18 protein-coding genes and 5 pseudogenes are annotated in these 21,861 nt (G+C 62.5%); 15 read left to right on the top strand and 8 right to left on the bottom strand.

Annotation, left to right across the window (positions count from 1 at the left end):
• The first annotated feature begins 11 nt into the window (after window positions 1-11).
• Window positions 12-965 (top strand): alpha/beta hydrolase, encoded by a 954-nt coding sequence (locus tag E8F20_RS01440; protein ID WP_280282112.1) that lies wholly within the window; start codon window positions 12-14, stop codon window positions 963-965.
• Between the two features lie 37 nt (window positions 966-1,002).
• On the opposite strand, the pseudogene E8F20_RS01435 reads toward E8F20_RS01440, so the two are convergent.
• Window positions 1,003-1,575, bottom strand: a pseudogene (locus E8F20_RS01435) (GNAT family N-acetyltransferase); the annotation flags it as partial.
• Window positions 1,576-1,638: 63 nt separating this feature from the next.
• Window positions 1,639-2,967 carry a SidA/IucD/PvdA family monooxygenase gene (locus E8F20_RS01430; RefSeq protein ID WP_280282111.1) on the bottom strand — a complete coding sequence of 443 codons (1,329 nt, stop codon included), beginning with the start codon at window positions 2,965-2,967 and terminating at the stop codon, window positions 1,639-1,641.
• 231 nt (window positions 2,968-3,198) lie between these two features.
• On the opposite strand from E8F20_RS01430, the gene E8F20_RS01425 reads away from it, so the two are divergent.
• The 6 genes from E8F20_RS01425 (at window position 3,199) to E8F20_RS01400 (ending at window position 10,852) form a co-directional block, all read left to right on the top strand.
• Window positions 3,199-4,143 carry a FecR family protein gene (locus E8F20_RS01425; protein ID WP_280282110.1) on the top strand — a complete coding sequence of 315 codons (945 nt, stop codon included), beginning with the start codon at window positions 3,199-3,201 and terminating at the stop codon, window positions 4,141-4,143.
• 191 nt (window positions 4,144-4,334) lie between these two features.
• Complete coding sequence (locus E8F20_RS01420; RefSeq protein ID WP_280282109.1) at window positions 4,335-5,999, top strand: cyclic peptide export ABC transporter; 1,665 nt, start codon at window positions 4,335-4,337, stop codon at window positions 5,997-5,999.
• Window positions 6,000-6,085: 86 nt separating this feature from the next.
• The gene (fhuF, locus tag E8F20_RS01415) at window positions 6,086-6,715 is read left to right on the top strand and encodes a siderophore-iron reductase FhuF (RefSeq protein WP_280282108.1); all 630 of its coding nucleotides are present in this window, start codon (window positions 6,086-6,088) and stop codon (window positions 6,713-6,715) included.
• Window positions 6,716-6,731: 16 nt separating this feature from the next.
• Window positions 6,732-9,128: a TonB-dependent siderophore receptor gene (locus E8F20_RS01410; protein WP_280282107.1), complete on the top strand. Its 2,397-nt coding sequence runs from the start codon at window positions 6,732-6,734 to the stop codon at window positions 9,126-9,128.
• 375 nt (window positions 9,129-9,503) lie between these two features.
• Window positions 9,504-10,655 (top strand): PepSY domain-containing protein, encoded by a 1,152-nt coding sequence (locus tag E8F20_RS01405; RefSeq protein ID WP_280282106.1) that lies wholly within the window; start codon window positions 9,504-9,506, stop codon window positions 10,653-10,655.
• Window positions 10,652-10,852 carry a hypothetical protein gene (locus E8F20_RS01400; RefSeq protein WP_280282105.1) on the top strand — a complete coding sequence of 67 codons (201 nt, stop codon included), beginning with the start codon at window positions 10,652-10,654 and terminating at the stop codon, window positions 10,850-10,852. Before E8F20_RS01405 ends, E8F20_RS01400 begins: the two co-directional genes overlap by 4 nt.
• A 391-nt stretch (window positions 10,853-11,243) precedes the next feature.
• Here the strand turns inward: E8F20_RS01400 and E8F20_RS01395 are convergent.
• The 3 genes and pseudogenes from E8F20_RS01395 to E8F20_RS01385 form a co-directional block, all read right to left on the bottom strand.
• Window positions 11,244-11,951 (bottom strand): annotated as a pseudogene (locus tag E8F20_RS01395) (LysR family transcriptional regulator).
• Window positions 11,952-11,973: 22 nt separating this feature from the next.
• A complete protein-coding gene (locus E8F20_RS01390) occupies window positions 11,974-13,173 on the bottom strand; it encodes an MFS transporter (protein ID WP_280282104.1) in 1,200 nt (399 codons plus the stop codon).
• Between the two features lie 86 nt (window positions 13,174-13,259).
• Window positions 13,260-13,400 (bottom strand): annotated as a pseudogene (locus tag E8F20_RS01385) (hypothetical protein); the annotation flags it as partial.
• Window positions 13,401-13,556: 156 nt separating this feature from the next.
• Between E8F20_RS01385 and E8F20_RS01380 the strand changes: the two are divergent.
• Window positions 13,557-14,411 (top strand): helix-turn-helix transcriptional regulator, encoded by an 855-nt coding sequence (locus E8F20_RS01380; protein WP_280282102.1) that lies wholly within the window; start codon window positions 13,557-13,559, stop codon window positions 14,409-14,411.
• Window positions 14,412-14,454: 43 nt separating this feature from the next.
• Here E8F20_RS01380 and E8F20_RS01375 read toward each other — a convergent pair.
• Both E8F20_RS01375 and E8F20_RS01370 read right to left on the bottom strand, forming a co-directional pair.
• Window positions 14,455-14,670 (bottom strand): annotated as a pseudogene (locus E8F20_RS01375) (DUF3363 domain-containing protein); the annotation flags it as partial.
• An 11-nt stretch (window positions 14,671-14,681) separates the two neighbouring features.
• A complete protein-coding gene (locus E8F20_RS01370) occupies window positions 14,682-15,377 on the bottom strand; it encodes a helix-turn-helix domain-containing protein (RefSeq protein WP_280282101.1) in 696 nt (231 codons plus the stop codon).
• A 109-nt stretch (window positions 15,378-15,486) separates the two neighbouring features.
• Between E8F20_RS01370 and E8F20_RS01365 the strand changes: the two genes are divergently transcribed.
• The 7 genes from E8F20_RS01365 to E8F20_RS01335 all read left to right on the top strand — a co-directional run bounded on the left by E8F20_RS01365 (window position 15,487) and on the right by E8F20_RS01335 (window position 21,491).
• The gene (locus E8F20_RS01365) at window positions 15,487-15,705 is read left to right on the top strand and encodes a YdaS family helix-turn-helix protein (protein ID WP_280282100.1); all 219 of its coding nucleotides are present in this window, start codon (window positions 15,487-15,489) and stop codon (window positions 15,703-15,705) included.
• Between the two features lie 17 nt (window positions 15,706-15,722).
• The gene (locus E8F20_RS01360) at window positions 15,723-16,511 is read left to right on the top strand and encodes a helix-turn-helix transcriptional regulator (RefSeq protein ID WP_280282099.1); all 789 of its coding nucleotides are present in this window, start codon (window positions 15,723-15,725) and stop codon (window positions 16,509-16,511) included.
• 167 nt (window positions 16,512-16,678) lie between these two features.
• Window positions 16,679-17,011 carry a YhfG family protein gene (locus E8F20_RS01355; protein WP_280282098.1) on the top strand — a complete coding sequence of 111 codons (333 nt, stop codon included), beginning with the start codon at window positions 16,679-16,681 and terminating at the stop codon, window positions 17,009-17,011.
• 239 nt (window positions 17,012-17,250) lie between these two features.
• Entirely contained in the window at window positions 17,251-18,672 is a 1,422-nt protein-coding gene (locus E8F20_RS01350; RefSeq protein ID WP_280282097.1) for an aldehyde dehydrogenase family protein, read from the top strand.
• Between the two features lie 55 nt (window positions 18,673-18,727).
• On the top strand, window positions 18,728-20,116 hold the full coding sequence (locus tag E8F20_RS01345; RefSeq protein WP_280282096.1) for an amino acid permease: 1,389 nt from the start codon (window positions 18,728-18,730) through the stop codon (window positions 20,114-20,116).
• 61 nt (window positions 20,117-20,177) lie between these two features.
• A complete protein-coding gene (locus tag E8F20_RS01340; protein ID WP_280282095.1) occupies window positions 20,178-21,017 on the top strand; it encodes a phytanoyl-CoA dioxygenase family protein in 840 nt (279 codons plus the stop codon).
• Window positions 21,018-21,125: 108 nt separating this feature from the next.
• Window positions 21,126-21,491 carry an STAS/SEC14 domain-containing protein gene (locus tag E8F20_RS01335; protein ID WP_280282094.1) on the top strand — a complete coding sequence of 122 codons (366 nt, stop codon included), beginning with the start codon at window positions 21,126-21,128 and terminating at the stop codon, window positions 21,489-21,491.
• Window positions 21,492-21,674: 183 nt separating this feature from the next.
• Here E8F20_RS01335 and E8F20_RS01330 read toward each other — a convergent pair.
• A pseudogene (locus tag E8F20_RS01330) lies at window positions 21,675-21,861 on the bottom strand (hypothetical protein); the annotation flags it as partial.

The raw sequence follows: 21,861 nt of genomic DNA, 5'->3' as shown, positions 1-21,861 counted from the left end.
GAATCCGGACCATGTCATTGCACCCTGAACTCACCGCTTTCCTCGACCTGGTGGAGGAGGGCAGGCTCGCCGGCCGCAAGCCGCTGCACGCGCTGGAACCCCGGGCTGCCCGCGAGGAATTCGAGCAGGCCTCCGCCGGCCTGCTCTGGCCCTGGCCGGAACGCGTGGAACGGCGCGAACTGAGTACCCGCAGCCGCGACGGCGCCACACTCGGAATGCGCCTTTACCTGCCGCAGTTGAAGGCGAATCGCCCCTGGCCGGTGCTGGTGTATTTCCACGGCGGCGGCTATGTGGTGGGCAGCCTCGACTCCCACGACGGCGTCTGCGCCGAGCTGGCTTGGCGCACGCCCTGCGCGGTGCTCGCCGTGGACTACCGGCGGGCGCCTGAGCACCGTTTCCCCACCGCCTTGCACGATGCCGAAGATGCGCTGCGCTGGCTGGTGGAGGAGGGGGCCGGCCAGGGGCTCGATAGCGGCAGGCTGGCGGTCGGTGGCGACAGCGCCGGCGCCACCCTGGCGACGGTGCTAGCGATTCGGGCCGCCCGCGGCGAACTGCCGCAACCGCGCCTGCAGCTGCTTTGCTATCCGAGTACGGACGCCTCCCGCGGTTCGGTCTCCATGGACCTGTTCGACGAAGGCTACCTGCTGGAGACCGCGACCCTGGAATGGTTCTACCAGCAGTACCAGCGCACGCCCGAGGACCGCCTGGACTGGCGCTTCTCGCCCTTGCTCTGCGACAACCCGAGCGGTGCCGCGCCGGCTTTCATCGGCCTGGCGCAGTACGACCCGCTGCACGATGAAGGGCTGGCCTATGCCGAACGCCTGCGGGAAGCAGGAGTCGCAGTGACGCTGCGCCAGTACGGCGGCACCACCCATGACTTCCTGCGCATGAGCGCGGTGATGCCGGGTATTCCGGAGATATACGGGGAGCTGGCGCGGAGCCTGGCGGAGGCCTTCGCGGCCTGAGGGGAAAGGAGCCGGGCGCGAGGCGCCCGGCTTGGGTTCAGCCCGCGAGAGGCGTGCCGAAGGTGGAGCGGTCGAGCATCATCAGCGCCGCGCGCTTGTGCGGGAAATCGAATTCCTTCTCCTTGCGAAAGCCCACGGACTCCATGTAGCCGATCATCTTGTCGTTGTCCGCGCGGGGCTCGGCGACGACGCAGGTGGTGCGCGGCTCATCCAGCAGCATCCAGCTCACCAGCGAGCGCAGCCAGGAGTCCACCTTGAGCGGGCCACGGTGGTGCTCCTCACCCACCAGCATGTGGATGCCACGGTCGAACTCGCCGACCGGGTAGAAGGGCGCGATGCGGTCGTCCTTGGCCCAGTACACCTCGTAGTAGGCGAAGGGCTCGTCGTCGAAACAGCCGACGACACTGAAGATGTGCGGATCCTTGGCGATTTTCTCCAGGTATTCCCGGTGCGCGTCCAGGCTGCCTTGCTCCTGCCAGAAGTGCGCGACGCGCGCGCTGTTCTGCCAGCGGTTGAAGCGCTCGAGGTCTTCCTCGATGTCCAGGGTGCGCAGCGAGAAGCAGAGCCCCAGCCGCTCGTCGAAACGGCGGTAGAGCTCGCCGGTGGGTTTGCTCCACACCGATTTCAGGTCCCGGGGCGCCTGCATGGGCATGGTGTTCATGGGTGCCCTCCGTCAGGCCGAGACCTGCAGGCGATGGTCGAGTTCGCTGGCGTCGACTATATCCAGCAGCGCTTCGGAGATTTCCCAGGCACGCATCGGCAGCACGGACAGCAGGGTGTCGCTCAGGCCGTGGCTGGATTGGGAGAAGCCCTGGAGGAACACGCCGGCCTTGAGGTTCGGCTTGGCGCGGACGCGGTAGCTGCGATCCACTTCGAAGTTGCCGAGGTAGTCCGCAATCGGGGCGAGCAGGGTTTTGTGGGACTTGCGCTCATAGCCGGTGGCGAGGATCACCGCATCGTATAGCTGCATGTCGGTCTTGCCGGTGGCGATGTCGCGCAGGGCCAGTCGAATGCCTTCGGCGTGGGCACTGGCGCCTTCCACCAGGGTGCGGCAGCGGAAGGCATGGCGCTGAAGGCCGGACACCTTCTGCCGGTAGAAGATGCCGTAGATCTGCTCGATCAGGTTGAGGTCCACCACCGAGTAATTGGTGTTGTGGAACTCGTGGATCAGCCGCTCGCGTTCGGTCTCGGGCTGGTTGAAGAACAGGTCGGTGTTCTCGGGGGCGAAGATCTGGTTGACGAAGGGGCTGTCGTCGGCCGGCTTGAGCACGGCGTTGCGCAGGATCATGTCCACCTGCACCGACGGGTAGCTGTCGTTCAGGTCGATGAAGGCTTCCGCAGCGCTCTGGCCGCCGCCGACCAGGGCAACGCGCATCGGCTCGCCGCGGGCGCACTTCTGCTCGGCGATGCGGCCGAGGTACTGGGCGTGGTGGAAGATCCGGGCGTCGTCGCGAATGCCCTGGAACACCACAGGGATGCGCGGGGTGCCGCCGGTGCCGACCACCACCGAACGGGTGCGGCGGCGGTGTTCCTGGCCCTGGTCGTCGACCGAGACCACGTCCAGCAGCTCTACGGAGCCGTCGGCGCTGGCCACGGGCTCCACGCGCTCCACGCGCTCACCGTAGGCGCACTGTTCGCTGAAATAGGACGCGACCCAGCGCAGGTAGTCGTTGTACTCCATGCGGCAGGGGTAGAAGGTGCCGAGGTTGATGAAGTCCACCAGTCGGCCCTGCTGGTGCAGGTAATTGACGAAGCTGTAGCGGCTGGTGGGATTGCGCATCGACACCAGATCCTTGAGAAAGGAAATCTGCAGCTCGCTCTGGCTAACCAGGGTGTCGCCATGCCAGCGATAGTTCGCCTGGCGGTCGAGGAACAGGCTGTCGAAGCGACGACCACAGGATTGTCCCTGCTCTTCCAGGGCGATGGCGAGGGCAAGGTTGGAGGGGCCGAAGCCTACGCCGATCATGCCGTAGGGCTTGTTGGTGGGGAGTCGCTGGGTCATTCGCGGGTCCTCTGCTGAAGGTTGTTCCCCTGGCAATGGTTCTCCGGAATGCTGACGGAGCGGCTCAGAGGTGTTCCTTAGCGATGACGAACGAGCTCACCGGATATTCAGGGCAAAATTCGCGGAGAGTGGCAACGGCGAATCATCCAAAATAGTGGCACTTGAAGTAAGCTTGGTGAAATTTTCCGTGTTCCAGACATGATATCCAAACGACAGTCACCTCCTGAATCCTTGAGCGAGATCTCCGCCGACTGGTGCATTCGCGTGCATTCCGATGAGTGCACCGATGCTGAGCGCGAGGCATTCCGACGCTGGTGCGACGCCGATCCGTCCCATGCGGAGGAGTACGCGGCGATGTGCAGGATCTGGCAAGTTAGCGATCAACTGCCTCCCAGCCCGATCAAGCTCGCCCCGCCTGTACGCCGGCATCACCGTGGCGTCGCTCTGCTGGCGCGCGCTGCTCTGATCGTGATGGCGAGTGGGGGCCTCTGGGGTGTGGGGTGGTCGGTGGGCGCGCTGCCGGGCAGTGTTCGCTACTACATGGCTGAGGACGCGCGCCGCGAGGTGCTGTTGCCTGACCGGAGCCAGGTGGATCTGAATCGGCGCACGGCCATCCTCTACCTCGGCTATAGCGACCGCCGCCGCGTGCTGCTGTCCGACGGCGAGGCCTATTTCGATGTGCAGCGGGACGTCGAAAGACCCTTCGTGATTCGCGCCGACAACGCCAACGTTCGCGTCACCGGAACCCACTTCAACGTCTGGACGGCGTCGGAACGGACTACAGTGACCGTCAGCCAAGGTTCGGTGCTGGTGTCGCGCGACGATGGCGGCTCGGCATACAACCAATCCGCCGAGCTTACCCCGGGCATGCAGGCTGTCGTCATCCCGAACAGGCCACTGCAGCTCGGCCGGGCGGACCCCGCCAGCGTGGCTGCCTGGCGCAAGGGCAGGCTGATGCTCGATGACGTCAGCCTGCGTGACGCGCTGCCGCTGATCAACCGTTACCTGGACCAACCCCTGCGGCTGGCAGACCGGGAGGTCGGCGACCTGCGCATCGGCGGCATCTACGAGACTGCCGAACTCGGCCAACTGGTGGGTGCATTGCCGCAGATCCTGCCAGTGACCCTGCGCCAGGCCGACGGCGCGCTCCTGCTATCCCGCCGCGGGAGCTTCTGATCCCGCATCTGCCATTGCGCCCCGCGATATCGACAAGTCGCGAAGGGCGCGGGCTTTCCTCCTGAATCGCGGTATTTCCTGAAGAATCACTGCGCTCATTCGTCCTTCTGGCAAGAACTTCACAACGCGCCGCGTTCCCGTCCCGTTGCGGACGGGCCACTGTATCGGCGCCGAGCCTGGAATCCGAGACGATGAGCCCATCCCGCAGTACTCTCCGCGACCTCTTTCAGGTCCTCCGCCCGTTCTGGCCGCTGCTGCTGGCCTCAACCCTGCTGGGTATCCTTGGCGGTGTGAGCATCACGGGACTGCTGGCGACCATAAACCACGCCTTGCACGCCGAGGGCGGCGCCAGCCGAGGTGTGCTGCTGGCCTTCGGCGGCCTCTGCGCGCTGGCGCTGCTGGGCTCTATCCTCTCCGACGTCGGTACCAACTACGTCGGCCAGCACGTGATAGCGCGGCTGCGCAAGGAGTTGGGGGCGAAGATTCTCAGTGCGCCCATCGACCAACTGGAGCGATACCGCACTCACCGCCTGATCCCGGTGCTGACCCACGACGTCGATACCATCAGCGACTTCGCCTTCGCCTTCGCCCCGCTAGCCGTCTCGTTCAGCGTCACCTTCGGCTGCCTTTTCTACATGGTCCAGCTATCGCCGGCGATGTTCCTCACCACTACCCTGGCGATCCTGATCGGCTCGGTGGTGCAGTACTTCGCCCGGGCGCGGGGGATCAAGGGCTTCTTCGAGGCCCGCGACCAGGAAGATGAACTGCAGAAACACTATCGCTCTATCGCCGAGGGCGCCAAGGAGCTGCGGATCAATCGTCCGCGCCGCCAGCGCCTGCTGAAGGAGAGCATAGAGGGCACCGCTGAGCGCATCTGCGCGAAACAGGTCGACTCGATCAACCAGTTCGTCATCGCCAAGGGATTCGGATCGACCCTGTTCTTCATCGTGATCGGCGTCGCCCTGGGCTACCAAGCGCTGTGGCCGAGCACCAGCACCGCCACGCTGAGCGGTTTCATCCTGGTGCTGCTGTACATGAAGGGCCCGCTGGAGCATTTGCTGGGCACCTTGCCCATCGTCAGCCGGGCGCAGGTGGCGTTCCGCCGCATCGCCGAGCTGTCGGAGCAGTTCGCCTCACCCGAACCCCACCTTCTGGAGGACGCCAAGCGTCCGGTACAGACCCGGATCGAAAGCATCGAACTGCGGGACGTTCGTTACCAGTACCCGAGCCAGGACGGTGCGCCGGGCTTTGCCCTGGGGCCGCTGAACCTCTCGCTGCGCAAGGGCGAAATCCTTTTCGTCGTCGGTGAGAATGGCGCCGGCAAGACCACCCTGATCAAACTGCTGCTGGGGCTGTACGCGCCGGTCAGCGGCAGCGTAGTGCTGGACGGCGAGGTGGTGGACGCCGGGCATCGGGACGACTACCGGCAGTTGTTCACCACCGTGCTGTCGGACTTCTTCCTTTTCGAAGACCTGGTGAAAGATGCCAGCGAAGTGCCGGCGGATGCGCTGTCGTACCTGCAGCGCCTGGAAATCGCCCATAAAGTCAGCATCGATGACGGATGCTTTTCCACCACGGACCTTTCTACCGGTCAACGCAAGCGCCTGGCGCTACTGCAAGCCTGGACCGAGCAGCGTCCAGTGCTGGTGTTCGACGAGTGGGCGGCGGACCAGGACCCGGCGTTCCGCCGCATCTTCTATACCGAGCTGCTACCGGACCTGCAGCGTCTCGGCAAGACCATCGTGGTCATTTCTCATGACGACCGTTACTTCGATGCCGCCGATACCCTGCTGCAAATTGAGAACGGCCGGCTCGTCCGCCATTGCGTCCGCGAGCAGGAGGCCAGCCTGGCGTGACTGCGGCAATTGGGCTCGGCCTACCTGACCCCTTGCAGCTTCTCGGCACTAGATCAAGGGTGCTGCCGCGAAGCGACGCGCCTGCATTGTCCCACTGGCTGGAGCCGGAGCTCCTGGACGGCGCGCTTGGCCGATATGCCTGCAACTGGCCGCAGGCGGATCGCCGCGCGGCGGCATCCCAGTGGCATCAGGAGAGTATCGCGCTGATCCTGCCGCCGCTTCTGCTGGCGAGACTCCTGAATGGTCGTGAAGTCTGCTTCGATCCGCGCCAGTTACGAATGACCGTGGATGAGCTCGGCGCCCCATTGGAGCTGCATTTGCCGGATGCGGGCGGCGTCCTGGACGAGAGGGGCAGTGGCGCTCGCCAGTTGGAAGAATTGTGCGAGCTGTTGCTTGAGCCTTTCGTGATCCGCTTTGCCGCCAGGACTGGCCTGGCTCCGCGCCTGCTCTGGGGCAATGCGGCTCTCTGCATTGACTGGGCACTGGAGGTCGCCCAGACCTGCAAGTCGACGCGACTGCTTCGAGAAGCCCGTTTCCATTTCCTGGATCTACACGCAATCGACATCTGTCGCCCATTGCGCCGTGCCCTGCGGCGCAATGGATCGGGCGTGGCGCGTCGAGCCTGCTGCCTGCGTGAGCGCCTGCCCATGCCGCGCTGCTCCGTTTGCCCCCTGGCCCCGTGCCAGGGCGAATTCAACTTGCCAACACAACCATAAAACCACAGGAAAAATCATGAACACCCCAAAACTGGACAGATCGACGATACGCCTGCGTGGCTGCATCGCCGCCGCAGCCCTGGGCATTGCGCTATCCGCTTCCATGCAGGCCATGGCCGAGCCCGTGCGGCTGAACATCGCTGCGCAGCCCCTGTCGTCGGCGCTCTCTGATCTGGGAAATCAGGCCAGCCTGCAGATCATCTACAACCAGGAAACCGTGTCCGGCATCAGCACCCGCGGTGTTTCCGGGGAGATGGAACCCGAGCAGGCGCTGCGCCAATTGCTGGAGGGGACTTCGATCACCTACCAAATCGACGGTACCCATGTTGTCCTGCAAGGTACCAGCGACGATTCGGCGATGGCTCTGCCGACTACCAGCATCGTCAGCCAGGCTTACAGCTCGGTGACTCCGGACGATGGCTACGTGGCCAAGCGTGCGTCCGTCGGTACCAAGACCGACACGCCGTTGATCGAGACGCCTTCCTCCGTTTCCGTGGTGACCCGCGATCAGATCGAGGCCCAGCAGCCCAAGACCGTCTCCCAGGCGTTGCGCTACACCCCCGGTATCAACGCAGAACTGGCAGGCCCGCAATTCGTCACCGACCAGTTGAGCATGCGGGGCTTTCAGATGGGCACCGGGCGCATGCTGCGCGACGGCACCCGCACCTTCCTGCCTGACTTTCTCGGCTGGGACGCCCCCGAGCCCTACGGCCTGGAACGTATCGAAGTGCTGCGTGGCGCCAGCTCGGTGCTCTACGGCGTCTCCGAGCCTGGCGGCCAGATCAACCTGGTGAGCAAGCGCCCGAGTACCACCCCGATACGTGAAGTGCAATTGCAAGCCGGCAACCTCGATTACAAACAAGGCGCCTTCGATCTCAGCGATGCGTTGGATGAGGAGGGCATCTGGAGCTACCGCCTAACTGGCTTGTTCCGCGAGGCCGACGCCCAAACCGACCACATCACCAATCGCCGCCAGTATTTCGCCCCGGCGATCAGCTTCCGCCCCAGCGATGCCACCGAGCTGACCTTTCTCGCCGAGTATCAGAAGCAAACTGGCAACTTCGCCAACGCTCTGCCGGCCTCGGGCACAGTGTTCCGTGATCCGCGCGGCCGCCTCGACCGCGACACCTACGTCGGCGATTCGGCGTTCGACCACATGACCAACGAGAAAACCTCGCTGGGCTACGTGTTCGAGCATCGTTTCGACGACATCTGGACCGTCCGCCAGAACGTGCGCTACAGCTACTACCGGCAGGACAGCGCGGAATTGGCGATTCTCGGTCCTCATTTCATCGACCCTAGCCAATACATGCGCTTTTCCGATGAGCGTGAGGGTGATGGCCGGCTGTACACCATCGACACTCAGGCTCAGGCCGATTTCTTTACCGGCGATCTCCAGCACACCCTGCTCGGCGGCTTTGACTACAACAACGGTAAGTTCGACCAGAAACAGGAGCTGAATGGCGTCCTGGAGCCGTTCGATGTGTTCAACCCTGTGTATGGTCAGCCGCTTAATTTCTTCTCCGCTGGCATCGATCCTGCCGACTACGAGCAGAAGCTCAGCCAGACCGGCGTTTACCTGCAGGAACAGATGAAGTTCGACAAATGGGTATTCCTGCTCGGCGGCCGCTACGATTGGACCAGCGACCAGCGCGACGATCGCAGCCCGCAGACCCAGAAGGACGAGAAGTTCAGCGGTCGCGCGGGTGTGGTCTACCTGTTCGAGAACGGTCTGGCACCGTATGCCAGCTATAGCGAGTCGTTCCTGCCGACGATCGGCAACACCCCGGACGGCTCGCAGCTTGAGCCGACGATTGGCAAGCAGTACGAGATCGGACTGAAATACGAGCCGATCGGCCACAACGCGCTGTACACCATCGCGTTGTTCGACCTGACCAGGGAAAACATGACCGAGTTCCTCCCCTTCGGCGTCGTGCGCCAGGAAGGCGAAGTGCGCTCGAAGGGCGTTGAGCTGGAAGCGAAGGCGGAGGTTGTACAAGGCCTTAATCTTATCGGTAGCTACACCTGGAACGACGTTGAGGTGACTGAGTCGAACCTGGGCACCGAGGGCAATACCCCGTTCCGCACACCCGAGCACATGGCTTCGCTCTGGGCTGATTACGTCGTCCAGGGCGGTGTCCTCGAAGGCTTGCGCATCGGCGGCGGTGCCCGCTACGTCGGCAGCACTTTTGGCGATTCGGCCAACAGCTTCAAAGTGGACAGCTACTCGGTGGTGGACGCCCTGGTCAGCTATGAGCTCGGCAAGGTGGATGCCTCGCTGGATGGCATGGAGGTATCCCTCAACGCCACCAACCTGTTCGATGAAGAGTACGTGGCCGGCTGCTTCAGCACCGTCGGCTGCCAGTACGGCCAGCAGCGCACCGTCTACGGCACTGTTACCTACAACTGGTAACGCGGTCGAGCGAGTAACCACGGTTGCAGGCATCCTTATGTCTGCAGCCGTGCAGGGCGCGAAATCCTTCAAACACTTGCATTCCTTACTCCCGGTTTGAACTCGGTGCGTGGATGATTGCGGCATCGGCCGGAGCCGTAACCTCAGAAGTCCATTCGCTTACGCTAATAGCTGCTGAACGAGGACACAGGCTGCAACCCGGGGGGCGGCGAGTGGGTCCGGAGCGCAGTATCGGGACCGGCGCTGACGTGCGCCGACATTGACAACCTGCTTGGCGAGGATTCGGATTGCTTCGATCTCTGGCTGCCGGAACCTGTGCGCCGGCCCTATCCCCGACCTCTCGGCGAGCGTGGACTTTTGAAGGACTGACGGAACATGACCTCCCGCGCACTGCGTAACTGGTATCTGGTGCACAAGTGGACCAGCCTGGTCTCCACTCTCTTCCTGTTGCTGCTGTGCCTGACCGGCTTGCCGCTGATCTTCCACGAGGAGATCGAGCACTACTTCGAGCCACATCTGGAACTGGGGCCGATCACCGCCGACTCGCCGCGCATCGACTACGACAAGGTTATCGCGGGCGCGCTGGCGGCCCGGCCTGGCGAGGTGGTGCGCTTCGTCGGCTTCGACCGGGAAGAGCCCCTCGGCGTGATTACCACCGCACCGACCCTGTTACCGCCACCGCTGGAAGGCCACGCCCAGTCGTTTGATACGCGCACCGGCGAGCTGTTCCCGCCGGAGCCACCGGACCAGGGTTTCATGAACCTCATGCTGCGTCTGCACACTGACCTCTTCCTTGGCTTGCCCGGCTACCTGTTTCTCGGTCTTATGGGCCTGCTGCTGGTGGCCTCACTGGTGTCCGGCGTGGTGGTCTACACACCGTTCATGCGCAAGCTGGATTTCGCCACCGTGCGCGCCGGGCGTAGCATGCGGCTGAAATGGCTGGACTTGCACAACCTGCTCGGCATCGCCACCCTAATCTGGCTGCTGGCGGTCGGCGTCACCGGGGTGATCAACACTCTGGCGCTGCCGATCCTCGGCCTGTGGCAGAGCGGGCAGTTGGCGGAAATGACCGCGCCCTACAAGGACGCGCCGCCGCTGCAGTCGCTCGGATCCTTGCACAAGGCGCTGGAGAGCGCCCAACAGGCGGCGCCGGACATGCAGGCGAGCTTCGTCGCCTTCCCCGGCACCCAGTTCAGCAGCCAGCACCACTACGCGGTTTTCATGCGTGGCACCACACCGCTTACCGCACGGTTGCTTAAGCCGGCGCTAGTGGATGCGCGGACTGGCGAGCTGACCGACATGCGCGAGATGCCGTTGTACGTGAAGACCCTGCTGGTGTCGCAGCCGCTGCACTTCGGTGACTATGGCGGCCTGCCGCTGAAGATCATCTGGGCACTGCTCGATATCGTCGCCATCGTCATCCTCGCCAGTGGCCTGTACCTCTGGCTGGGTCGGCGTCGGGCGCCGCTGGAACGACGCCTTGCGGAACTGGACAACGGTGGCCTGGCGGCGGAGGGCAAGGCATGAGACGCGGACTCTGGATGATCTTCCGCTGGCCGTTGTTTATCGGCCTGCTCAGTGCGTTCGGACTGGTGTCCGCGCTGGTCGATGATGGCCTTTACGATGCGCTGTCCTGGTTCGCCCTCGGCATTCCACTGGTGTTGGTCGGCGGCGTCTGGACGCGCCTCCCGCGTGTCGGGCTGAAGAAAGCTGAAGACGCATGATCGTCACCGGGGGCCTGTCGATCGTGGCAATCCGACTGTTGAGTTTGCTCCAGGGTGATTTACCTACTCGAGTTTGGCTGCGCCTATCGGCGTGACCAGGTTTCTTGCGGACCATGCTGGTTACTGTTCAGGTCGCCGAGTTTGTCTTTGTCATACGGGGTGATCAGCCAGAACTCGGGCCGCCGTCAGTGGTAGTAAATGACCCTGACTCCACCGTGCTTCTTCTTGTTGCGCCTGACCGAGCCGATGCGAACCTTCTTCAAGCCACCACTGTTAGTTAGTGACGGCGCCCGGAAAGGCGGTAGCTTCTTCACGCTGCTGGGAGCAATGTGCTCAGTCTGCGGCTCCGGCGTTGCGATTCAGACCGTGCTCCTATCGATGCTTTTGTGCATCAAGCGATCTCTTCAGCTCGCGTCTGGTCCGGTAGCAACGCTTGGCTTTCAGTCGGACTCACCCGCCCGATAAACCGCAGCCAACTGCTCGGCCGGCTCGCCTTCGCGCCCTATCAGGTAGGTGGTCAGCATCGTAGGGCAGCCGGCCAACGGCCGGGCCACGACATCGGGGTTGTTGAACACGGTAATGCGCGCCACGCTGGAGAAACCCAGCCCATATCCAGCGGCCACCCGCGCCATCATGAGATCCAGCGTCGGTACGCGGTCGGCGATGGTCAGCCGGGTATCCACCGTGCCCAACACTTGCTGCAGCTGTTGCCAGAAACCTTTGCAGACTTACGGATCGCAAACTCGGGCTCTTCTTCACGACATTGGGCGAGCAGGGCGGCCAGGCGTGCCTGTGGGATGCCATCGGATAGCGCGACTCGAATGCGCCCACGGTATCCAGCCGCGGCGCTCTTGACGCTGGCCTTGGCCAGGTCGACCACCGCCAGCACGCGACGGGCTTCCTCCAGCAGCACTTTGCCGGCCCGGGTCAGGCGCGTGCGACGCGTCGTCCGCTCGAACAGCTGTACGCCCAATCGATACTCCAGTTCCTTGATGATCCGGGAGAGGGGCGACTGTTCGATGTGCAGACGCGCGGCCGCACGCGCAAAGTGCAGTTCCTCTGCGACGGCGATGAAACAGCGAAGGTGGCGCAGTTCCACGGCCCTTCCTTCCTTGCGTGATTCAGTTGTAGGGCTCGGCCTGCACGTCGCAGGTCCAGTTGCGCGGGCGACGCAGGTTGACGATCTGCAGCAGGGCGCCCAAGGCGGCTACGCCGCCAGCGCAAGCGGCCAGGGTCCAGGTGGGCATCTGCAACAGCAGCACGAAGCCACCCGCCGCGGCGCCAATGGCGCTGCCCAGGTAGAGCGCCGACTCGTTCAGCGCGATGGCCAAGTTGCCGTCGCCCTGGGCCTGGCGCGCCAGGATCAGTTCGTTGTTCTGCGGCACCTGCAGCGCCCAGCCGACGGCGCCCCACAGGGCGATGGGCAGCATCACCAGCCAGGTGCCGAGGGCAGCGGACAGCGGCAGCACGAACAGCGAAACGGCGAGGATCAGCATGATGGCGAAGGTCAGGACCGGTCCCTTGATGCGGTCCACCAGGGGACCGACCAGGAAGCTGCCCAGCACGCCGCCGATGCCCCAGACCCACAGGTAAGGGGTGACCGAGCGCACCGCGCCATAGACCGGATCAGCCAGCAGCGGGGCGATGAAGGTGTACATGCCGAGGCTGGCGATGGCGGCCAGCAGGGAAACCAGCAGGATGACCAGCACATGCCCATCGCTGAGGATTGCCAGCTTCTGGCCCAGTGTGGTGGTGGTGGCCGCCGGCAGTGCCGGGAGCTTCAGCAGCAGGCCGAAGAAGGCCACCAGGCCGAGCAGGGTGACCAGCCACAGGGCCGCCTGCCAACCCATCTGCTCGGCGACCAGCAGGCTGAGCGGCACGCCCAGCACCACGCCGCTGGCCATGCCACCCATGATGATGGCGATGGCCTTGCCGCGGCGCTCCGGGGTGGACACGGCGGCCGATGCGCCGATGCCCATGGCCAGGTAGACCCCGGCGCCGATGCCGGCAACGGCGCGCCAGATCATCAGTGTGGCGAAGTCCTTGGCCAGCGCGCTGGCGGCGTTAGCGATGACGAACAGACCCAAGGCCAGCAGCAGCCCAGTGCGCTGGCGATGTGCCGGGGTCAGGGCGACGAAGATCGGCGAGCCCAGGCCGTAGGCCAGGGTGAAGGCAGTCACCAGTTGGGCGGCCACTGCCACGGATACCGCGAACGAGGCCTCGATCATCGGGATCAGCCCGGCGGTGACATAGGAAGCCATGCCGAGGGCGAAGGCCCCCAGCGCTATGAGGTAGATGGGGGATTGGTTGGGTGTGTGCATGCTAAGGCTCGCTGGCGCTCCAGCGGAGCGCGTTGAGGGGACGACAGAAGGATGCGGCCCCGCGCCGGGGCCACATCCGGTGGGGACTAGAGTTCGAGGCTGACGTCGTATCGGTTCAGCCAGGTGTTGAGGCCGACCGCCAGCTCCATGCCCATGCGTTCGTACATGGGCGAAACGCTGCCGAGCGGTTTGGTCAGGGTTTGCTGGATATGGCTGCTGTCGAGCATCCCTTTATCTCCTTAGCAAGTTGATGAGACGTCAATGCATTCTTCCTCATCGAGCAAGAGCCCTGGCTCAAGTGTTTGCGGCCAAGTCTGGGTATTTTTCTTGGGATTTATGGGGGTTACAATTCGACTGTTTATACTGTTACTGGAGGTGATCGGATGAGCGCGCCCCGAACACTGGAACGTACCCGGGTAGAGTTGGCCGAATTCCTGCGTAGTCGCCGCGAGCGCCTCTCGCCGGAGGAGGTGGGACTACCCGCTGGCAGCCGAAGGCGCACGCCAGGGTTGCGCCGCGAGGAGGTGGCCGCTTTGGCGGGAGTGGGTTTGTCCTGGTACACCTGGCTCGAACAAGGGCGGGACATCAGCGTGTCCTCCAGCTTCCTCGACAACCTCTCCCGGGCCCTCAAGCTGGATGCCACCGAGCGTCGTCATCTTTTCCTGCTGGCTCACCAGCGTTTGCCGGCGGAACCTGGACGGACCTGGTGCGTGGTACCACCACTGATCCATCGGCTGATGGCGGATATCCCGACGCGCCCGGCCTATGTGCTCAACCTGCGCTGGGACGTGCTGGCCTGGAACACTGCGGCGGACCGGGTCTTCGGTTTCTCCGCGCTGCCGGCTGACTGTCGCAATCTGCTGTGGATGCTGTTCACCAGACCGGCCATGCAAGCGCTGTTCAATCCCTGGGAAGAGCAGGCGCTGCAGATCCTTTCCAGTTTCCGTCGCGACTTCGTGCGGGCCACTCAGGACCCGGAAATCGCTGCATTGGTGAAGGATCTGGCAAAGGCCTCGCCTGACTTCAGGGACTGGTGGCAACAGCAGGACATCCATGGCCCGTGCCAGGGCATTCGCAACCTGTGCATCGCGCCGATTGGCCAGATGGTGTTCGAGCACACCACGTTGACCATTGACGAGGATCGCCACCTGCGTCTGGTCTACTACGCGGCCAAGGAGGGGAAGGCGGAGAGTCGAGCCTTCGAGCAATGGCTGCAGCAGGAACCGGCCCAGGTTTAGGTGGGAAAAGGCATTCAGACAATCGACGGCCCGCGCTGGCGTTCAGTTGCCAGGACACGCTGTTGCCTCGGACTACGGCAGAGGTTCTGTCCAAGTCTGAGCTCGATAACAGGCTTTCAGGACACAAGGCTGAGGCCCACACCATCATCGAGAGAGGCCACGCGCCCGCTGGCCAGTTGCACACTGCGTCGATGGATACCACTGAGCTTGGCTCCATCAGTTGGGGGCGGTATGTAGTGGTCAACCCATCCCGGGCACTTGGCCCTTTACCTACAGTTTCGTTGCTTTCCAGACGAGTAAAGACTTGGCGTGAAAGATGACTTCGTCTTTTGGCACTACCCGCCCCTTGTGAGCCGGGTTGTCTGCGGTCAACTCCAACTGCTCTGAGCCAGCGAGTTGTACTCGTTTGAGAAACAAATGCCCTGCCCAGGAGATGAGATAGATGCCATCACCGACGTACTGATTGATGCCGTGATCGATCAGTACAAGGTCTTTTTCGCTGATGGTGCTCTCCATAGATTGATCCCAGGCGGTGATGACGGAGAGGTTTTCGGGAGCGCTGTATCTGAGGCCTAGTCCGTCCAGTGGCTGTTTGCAGACAGTTATGTCGCTTACCAGCTCTACATAGTCCTTGGGGGCCGATTCTCTAATAGCATTGGTCGTCAGATCGTATTTCTGAATCAGAATTTCGTCTTTTTTGGAGTAGGGCGTGCTTGAGGTGTCACTTGAGATGACGTCGTTTCGGGAGGACGCACCCCAATGGACTTCGCCCTCATCGACCAGAGCCGACACTGAAATGTCCAGGGCAGAAGCAATAGCTCTGAGTCGCTTGGGACGAGGCACATTCTTGTCGGACTCCCAGGCCTGAACGGATTGCGGGGTCACTCCCACCAATCTCCCTAGTTCGGACTGGTTGAGTCCTTTCCTTTCTCGTGCCGCAGCAATGCGGGAGCCAATTGTCTTCATGCGGGCAACCATACAACTGATGGTTGTAAGGAGCATTGCAATTATAGGTTGTACTTCTTGAGAGTCGTTTGTAAGGTTGGGTTGTAGTCATCAGGGATGGAGGTGGCACGTGAAGGGGAATCCGGCTCAACGCGCAGCTAACGCAGCAGGTGGTCAGTCGGCACTGGCACGGATGATTGGATGTACGCCTCAGGCCGTTCAGAAGATGTGTGCGACTGGGCATGTGCCTGCCGAACGGGTTTTGCAGATAGAGGCAGCTGTTGGTTTTCGAGTGACAAGGCACGAGCTTCGGCCAGATTTGTATCCCTGTGAGCCAAACGAACCCTAGCGGTGAGGGTTGGGACCATGCACCGACGACTCACCGAATGGACCCAAGACATTGCCGACGTATTGGCACGGCCTCCCGGCCGCGCTCAGCTACAGGCACTGGCCGACTGGCTTCAACGCCTGGCCTTCGCTGATCACATCGCACTGTTCATTCATGAAGGGCGTCATCCGCCGCTGGCGCTGTTCGACACCATCCCACCGAACCTGCGTCAGCTATTCGTGGGCGAATACCAAGCCGGCCAGTACCTGCTGGACCCGTTCTACCTGGCCTGCGTATTCGGCCAGGTCGATGGGCTGTACAGCATGCGGCGGCTGGCGCCGGAGTGCTTCTACAACACGCCGTACTACTGCAGTTACTACCGTTACCTGGGTTTGTGCGAGCAGCTCGGCTTCATCATCAGCCTGGGTGAGCAGGGCAGCGCGGTGTTATCGCTGATGCGGTTGCGGGGCGGTGCGGCTTTCAGCGATCGGGAGATGCAGCTGTTGCGCAGTGCGGCGCCGGTCGTCGAACAGGTCGTGCGTGCGGCTTGGGAGGTCTATCGGCAGCCGCGCCCGCAGGCTCGCTCTGGTGTGAATGACAAGGTGGATGAGGCATTCGAGCAGTTCGGTCGTGGCGTGTTGACTGTGCGGGAGTGTGAGGTGGCGCGGTTGTTGTTGGAGGGGCACTCGAACCTTTCGGTTTCGCAGCAGCTGCGGATCGCGCCGGGGACAGTAAAAGTGCACCGGCGGAATCTGTATGAGAAGCTGGAAGTCGGGAGTCAGTCGGAGTTGTTGGCGTTGTTCGTGAGGGAGTTGAAGAGCGGCTGAGGGAGGCGAGGTCTGTCAGCAGGGGATGGACATCCCGGGGGGACTGCGTTGCCCTTTGCGAATGAATTCGCCCCCACGGATGGAGAAGGGCAGTGCTTGCGGGCTTGTTGAAGCCCCGGAAACGCCTTCCGCTAAAATGGCGCGGTACGCAACGAGAGAGGCCCCTGATGCCAACCCTGTCCCTACAGGCCAAGATGGCCTATTACGCCAAGGCGCGCCAATCCAATTACGCGGCCAGCTTGCGTTTGGAGAGCTTCGACACGACGCCTGCCGATGCCGAGCACTTCGGCGACCTGAACATGATCCACCCCTTTCGCGACGGTATCGGCAGGGCGCAGCGGATTCTGTTCGAGCACCTCATCGTCAACGTCGGCTACGAGATCAGTTGGTGGCCGGCGGAGGAGGCTGAATGGCTGCGGGCCAGCGTCGACACGGTGGTTTTCGACTACAGCGCGCTGATCCGCATCTTCGATCGCTGCATCGGTCCGCCGATTGCCTGAGCGCCCGGCTTCATCAATGAGCTGTAGGGGCATCGTTTCAATCATCCCCTTCTACGAATCTGCTTAGTCCTCATCGCGCGCTTCGTGATTCTCGAGGTGCGGGTTTGTCTCGCGTTATTGGTCTCTACGAAATATCTGACAGCCCTGCGAGGTGGCCCGTACCTCAGTCGGCATAGGCGCCCCCCGCGAGGGCGTTGATAGCCTCGGCCCATCAATCAAGTCGCGCGGGGAAAACCACGATGAGCGAGCCAACGCTCTACATCGGCGGGCGTTGGGTGGCACCGAGGCTCAGGCAGCGGTTCTGCAGCGTTGATCCGGCGCTGGAGAAACGCATCATGGAGTTGGGGGCGGCTGGCGCGGAGGATGTTGACCTGGCCGTTAAAGCTGCCCGTACGGCCTTCAATTGTGGCTGGGCGCAGATGCCCGGCAGCGAGAGGGCAGGGTACCTGGATGCGCTGGCCGATAATCTGGAGCTGCGCCAGGAGACCTTGGCGGAGTTGGAGGTTCGCGACAACGGTAAGCCCTTGCGCGAGGCGGTAGCAGATGTGGCTGATGCCATCGAGTGTTTCCACCGCTACGCGGGTCTGGCGCGGGAGCTGGACGAGCGTCAGGACCAGCCGCAGCACCTGATTGACTCACGTTTCAGTTGCCGTATTCGCCATAAGCCATCGGGAGTGGTGGGGCTGAATATTCACTGGAGTTTCCCGTTACTGATGGCGGCGCGGACGATTGCGCCTGTGTTGGCTGCAGGGGCGACATGCGTGGTCGTGCCGTCGGAGCTCACGCCACTGACTGCCCTGGAGTTGGGGCTAGCGGCGAGCCGCGTCGGGCTCCCTCCCGGGGTGCTGAACATCCTGTCCGGATTCGAGGGGCAGACCGACCGGGCCTTGGTTCGGCACCCGGGCGTGGACAAGTTGTCCTTCGGTCGTTTACCGCTCGGGGTCCAGGCGCCCTCGACCGCCCTGGCCGGGGGAAGGGGGTTAGGTCCGGAGTCAAGCGGCAAGGCGGCCTGCGTTCTGTTCGATGACGTCGATGTAGAAGCCGCGGTGGAGTGGATAGTGCTCGGCGCCTTCCTCAACCAGGGGCAAGCCGCTGGTTCCATCGCGCGACTGGTGGTTCACGAGAGCATTGCGCCCCGCCTGCTGGAGCGGCTGATTGAGTCTGTGCGCGGTATGCGTGTGGGCCATGGGCTGGAGGCGGGGGTTCAGATGGGGCCTCTCGTCAGTGCCGGGCAGCATCGGAAGTTCATGGCGGTGGTCCAGCACAGCCAACGGGCTACGAAGTTGCTCATCGGTGGAAGACGTCCAGCCCACTTAACGGTCGGCCACTTCGTTGAGCCGACAATCTTCGATGAGCCCGACATCAGGCATGAAATTTGGCGTGAGGACGTCCTTGGCCCTGTGATCTGCGTAAAGCGCTTCACGACGGAAGCGGAGGCTCTGGCATTGCTCAACGACAGCCGCGACCGGGCGACCGCAGTGTTCTCCGCTGACCCGGATCGTGCCACTCGCATCGCCAATGGGCTGCGTGCCGGGACGGTCTGGGTCAATTGCTCGCCCCCTGCCTTCATCCCAGAGCCCTCGGGGCTGGAGAGCTACCTGGAGAGAAAGCAGATCATCCATTACGACAGTGTCGAACGCTGGGGTTGGTACCCAAGGTAGGGGAGGGCGGGCAGCTCGGACGTTTCGCTGATTACAACAATAAGGAGATGACTCAATGGAAGGTTCCGTAATGCGCCGTGGCTTGAGTACGCGGCATATTCGATTCATCGCACTGGGCTCGGCCATTGGCACGGGGTTGTTCTACGGCTCGGCGGCGGCCATTCAGTGGGCAGGGCCTTCGGTGCTATTGGCCTACTTGATTGGTGGCCTTGTGGTTTACCTGGTGATGCGTTCACTGGGAGAAATGGCAGTGCGCTCGCCGGTGGCAGGCTCCTTCGGCCAGTACGCTAGCTGGTATCTGGGCCGCTACGCGGGATTTCTCACCGGCTGGACCTTCGCTTTCGCCGTGGCGATGGTGTGCCTGGCTGATGTCACGGCCTTCGGCATTTATATGGGGCTGTGGTTTCCCAATACGCCGCGCTGGATCTGGGTATTGGGCATCGTTTGTTTCATTGCAGCATTGAACCTGTGCAACGTGCGGGTGTTTGGCGAGTTGGAGTTCTGTCTGTCGCTGATCAAGGTACTGGCCATCGTCGCCATGATCACGGCCGGGCTGGTCGTGTTGCTGATGGGGATCCGGCTGGGGGATGGTTCGGGCGGGGCGCCGGCTCTCAGTAATCTGTGGGCCCATGGTGGATTCTTCCCCAATGGCGTCGAGGGCATGGTGGCGTCTTTCACCATCGTGATGTTCGCCTTCAGCGGCATCGAAGTGATTGGTCTCACGGCAGGAGAGGCGAAGGACCCACAGCGGATGATTCCCAAAGCCATCAACTCTGTGCCGCTGCGCATCCTTCTGTTCTACGTGCTCACGTTGTTGGTGCTGATGGCGCTGTATCCCTGGCCGAAGATCGGCAGCCAGGGCAGCCCCTTCGTCCAGATATTCAGTGGGCTTGGAATCGATTCGGCTGCCAGCATCCTCAACTTGGTGGTGATCTCGGCCGTGGTATCCGCGATCAACAGCGACATTTTCTGCACGGGTCGGATGCTCTATGGCATGGCTGAGACGGGCCATGCTCCGGCAGCATTTGGGCGTTTGTCGCGCCATGGCGTGCCCTGGATGACCGTGGTAGTGATCGCCGTCGCGCTGCTCCTGGGCGTGTTGCTCAACTACCTGATGCCGGATGAGTTGTTCCTGACCTTCGCATCCCTAGTGACGTTCGCCGGGGTGTGGGTGTGGCTGATGATCCTGCTCTCCCAGGTGGCGATGCGTCGGAGCCTTGGCGCGACGGAGGTTGGGAAGCTGCACTTCCGAGTGCCGTTCTGGCCTTACGGGCAGTACTTCGCCATTGCCTTCATGGTGTTCATTTTCGTCGTTCTGGGCTTTTTCCCGGAGACGCGAGTGGCGCTCTATGTGGGCCCCGCCTGGTTGGTGCTGCTCTCGCTCGCTTACTGGCGTTGGGTGCGGCCGAAGGAAGTTGAACCACGTGCGCTTGAGCTGTCCTGACAGGAATGGCGGCCCATTGCTCTGTCGATGCGCATTACCTCGGGAAAGAAAGGAGTCCTGCATGGCGCGGCACAATTATGAGTTCGAGCTACCCCAGTCGATGATCGAGGCGTTCCAGCGTGACGGCGCGGTTTGCATTCGCCAGTTGTTCACGGCCGATGAAGTCGCGCTGCTGGAGCTGGGTATCGAGATCAACCTCGCTTCACCCAGCAACAGGGCCAAGGTGGCCAGTAGCCCGGATGACCCAGGATGGTTCTTCGAAGATTTCTGCAACTGGCGAGATATAGAGGAGTACCGGCGCTTCATTTTCGAGAGCCGGGTGGGTTCGGTGGCGGCGCAACTGATGGGCGGAGGCTGCGCCCGCCTGTACCACGACCACTTGCTGGTGAAAGAGCCGAATACTCGCCAGCGCACGCCTTGGCATCAGGACCAGCCCTACTACAACGTAGATGGAAAACAGAACTGCAGTATGTGGATGCCAGTGGACCCCGTGGCTCGGGAGTCGACGCTGGAGTTCGTGGCCGGTTCCCATCTGGGGCCCTGGCTCATGCCGCGGAGCTTCCTGGATAACCAGGCCCGCTGGTTCCCGGAGGGCAGCCTGGCTGACCTGCCGGACATCGAGGCGGACCGCTCGCGTTGGAACATTCTCGGCTGGGAGCTAGAACCGGGGGATGCGGTGTTCTTCCATATGCTCACGCTGCATGGTTCCGGCGGAGTCGGCGGAAAACGAAGGCGGCGGGCTTTCTCCTTGCGTTTTCTCGGCGAAGACATGCGCCATGCCTCTCGGTCCTGGAAGACGTCGCCGGAGTTTCCAGGGTTGATCGACCAGTTGCCCGACGGTGCGCCTCTGGAGCATCCGTTGTTTCCGGTTCTGTGGCCGAGGGGGCAGAGCGGCGCCTGATCTGCTGTTATCTGAGGGGCTGGACAGCGTCCCGCCCCTTCCAATTGCCTTGTCGTTTCCAGCAGGCGGCGTATTGTGAAGGGCATACTCCCGCATGGAGGTGTTGCTATGTTCCAGGTAATGCGAAATGGCGAGAACCGCGTTGACGTCGACTTTGCCGGAAAGCTCGATAGCGATGACATGCGTACAGCGATCGATCAGTTGTCGCAGCAGTCCGAAGGCATCGCCCATGGCCGAATGCTTTATCGGATAGGCAAGTTCGAAATGCCGACGCTGGGCGCCATGGCTGTTGAGGTGTCTCATATTCCACAGCTGTTCAAGGTCGTCCGCCGGTTCGACCGTATGGCGGTTGTGGCCGACACGGTATGGGTGAGGAAGGTGAGCGAGGTTGAGGGGGCGCTGATTCCGGGGTTGACGATCAAGGCCTTCGGTTCACAGCAGGCGGCGGAAGCTGAAGCCTGGCTCCAGCGCTGAGCCATTGGATGCCCACTCCCTGCGCGCCGCCTTTGGGCGGCGCTTCTAAATATAGGAAGAGGTCGGCGCTGCCGGTGTTCAGACGGCATGAAAAAACCTTTCAAATAAGTGTTGACGGCAAAATCTGCATCCCTATAATGCGCACCTCTTCCGGCGCAGTCGCCAAGCAAAACTCCTTGTAGATCAATGAGTTAAGCGGTTGGCGAAGGTGTCGGGAGGTTCCGCTTCGCAAGGTTCGCCGGTGGCGAATGAAGTTGGAAAGGAGGTGTTGACAGCGTGATTGAGCGCTGTAGAATGCGCCTCCCGCTGACGAGAAGAGAGATCGGATCGAAGGCGCAAGCGGTTGAGTAGAAAAGAGATTTTCGAAAAA

It is taken from the genome of Pseudomonas sp. BN415 (assembly GCF_029871195.1).
GTDB lineage: Bacteria > Pseudomonadota > Gammaproteobacteria > Pseudomonadales > Pseudomonadaceae > Metapseudomonas > Metapseudomonas resinovorans.
This window is presented reverse-complemented; position numbering and strand designations above follow the sequence as displayed.

Excerpts from the sequence above, each read along its gene's own strand:
- E8F20_RS01440 (WP_280282112.1), top strand. The coding sequence starts at position 12 with ATGTCATTGCACCCTGAACTCACCGCTTTCCTCGACCTGGTGGAGGAG.
- E8F20_RS01430 (WP_280282111.1), bottom strand. The coding sequence starts at position 2,967 with ATGACCCAGCGACTCCCCACCAACAAGCCCTACGGCATGATCGGCGTA.
- E8F20_RS01420 (WP_280282109.1), top strand. The coding sequence starts at position 4,335 with ATGAGCCCATCCCGCAGTACTCTCCGCGACCTCTTTCAGGTCCTCCGC.
- E8F20_RS01410 (WP_280282107.1), top strand. The coding sequence starts at position 6,732 with ATGAACACCCCAAAACTGGACAGATCGACGATACGCCTGCGTGGCTGC.
- E8F20_RS01405 (WP_280282106.1), top strand. The coding sequence starts at position 9,504 with ATGACCTCCCGCGCACTGCGTAACTGGTATCTGGTGCACAAGTGGACC.
- E8F20_RS01400 (WP_280282105.1), top strand. The coding sequence starts at position 10,652 with ATGAGACGCGGACTCTGGATGATCTTCCGCTGGCCGTTGTTTATCGGC.
- E8F20_RS01390 (WP_280282104.1), bottom strand. The coding sequence starts at position 13,173 with ATGCACACACCCAACCAATCCCCCATCTACCTCATAGCGCTGGGGGCC.
- E8F20_RS01380 (WP_280282102.1), top strand. The coding sequence starts at position 13,557 with ATGAGCGCGCCCCGAACACTGGAACGTACCCGGGTAGAGTTGGCCGAA.
- E8F20_RS01370 (WP_280282101.1), bottom strand. The coding sequence starts at position 15,377 with ATGAAGACAATTGGCTCCCGCATTGCTGCGGCACGAGAAAGGAAAGGA.
- E8F20_RS01360 (WP_280282099.1), top strand. The coding sequence starts at position 15,723 with ATGCACCGACGACTCACCGAATGGACCCAAGACATTGCCGACGTATTG.
- E8F20_RS01355 (WP_280282098.1), top strand. The coding sequence starts at position 16,679 with ATGCCAACCCTGTCCCTACAGGCCAAGATGGCCTATTACGCCAAGGCG.
- E8F20_RS01350 (WP_280282097.1), top strand. The coding sequence starts at position 17,251 with ATGAGCGAGCCAACGCTCTACATCGGCGGGCGTTGGGTGGCACCGAGG.
- E8F20_RS01345 (WP_280282096.1), top strand. The coding sequence starts at position 18,728 with ATGGAAGGTTCCGTAATGCGCCGTGGCTTGAGTACGCGGCATATTCGA.
- E8F20_RS01340 (WP_280282095.1), top strand. The coding sequence starts at position 20,178 with ATGGCGCGGCACAATTATGAGTTCGAGCTACCCCAGTCGATGATCGAG.
- E8F20_RS01335 (WP_280282094.1), top strand. The coding sequence starts at position 21,126 with ATGTTCCAGGTAATGCGAAATGGCGAGAACCGCGTTGACGTCGACTTT.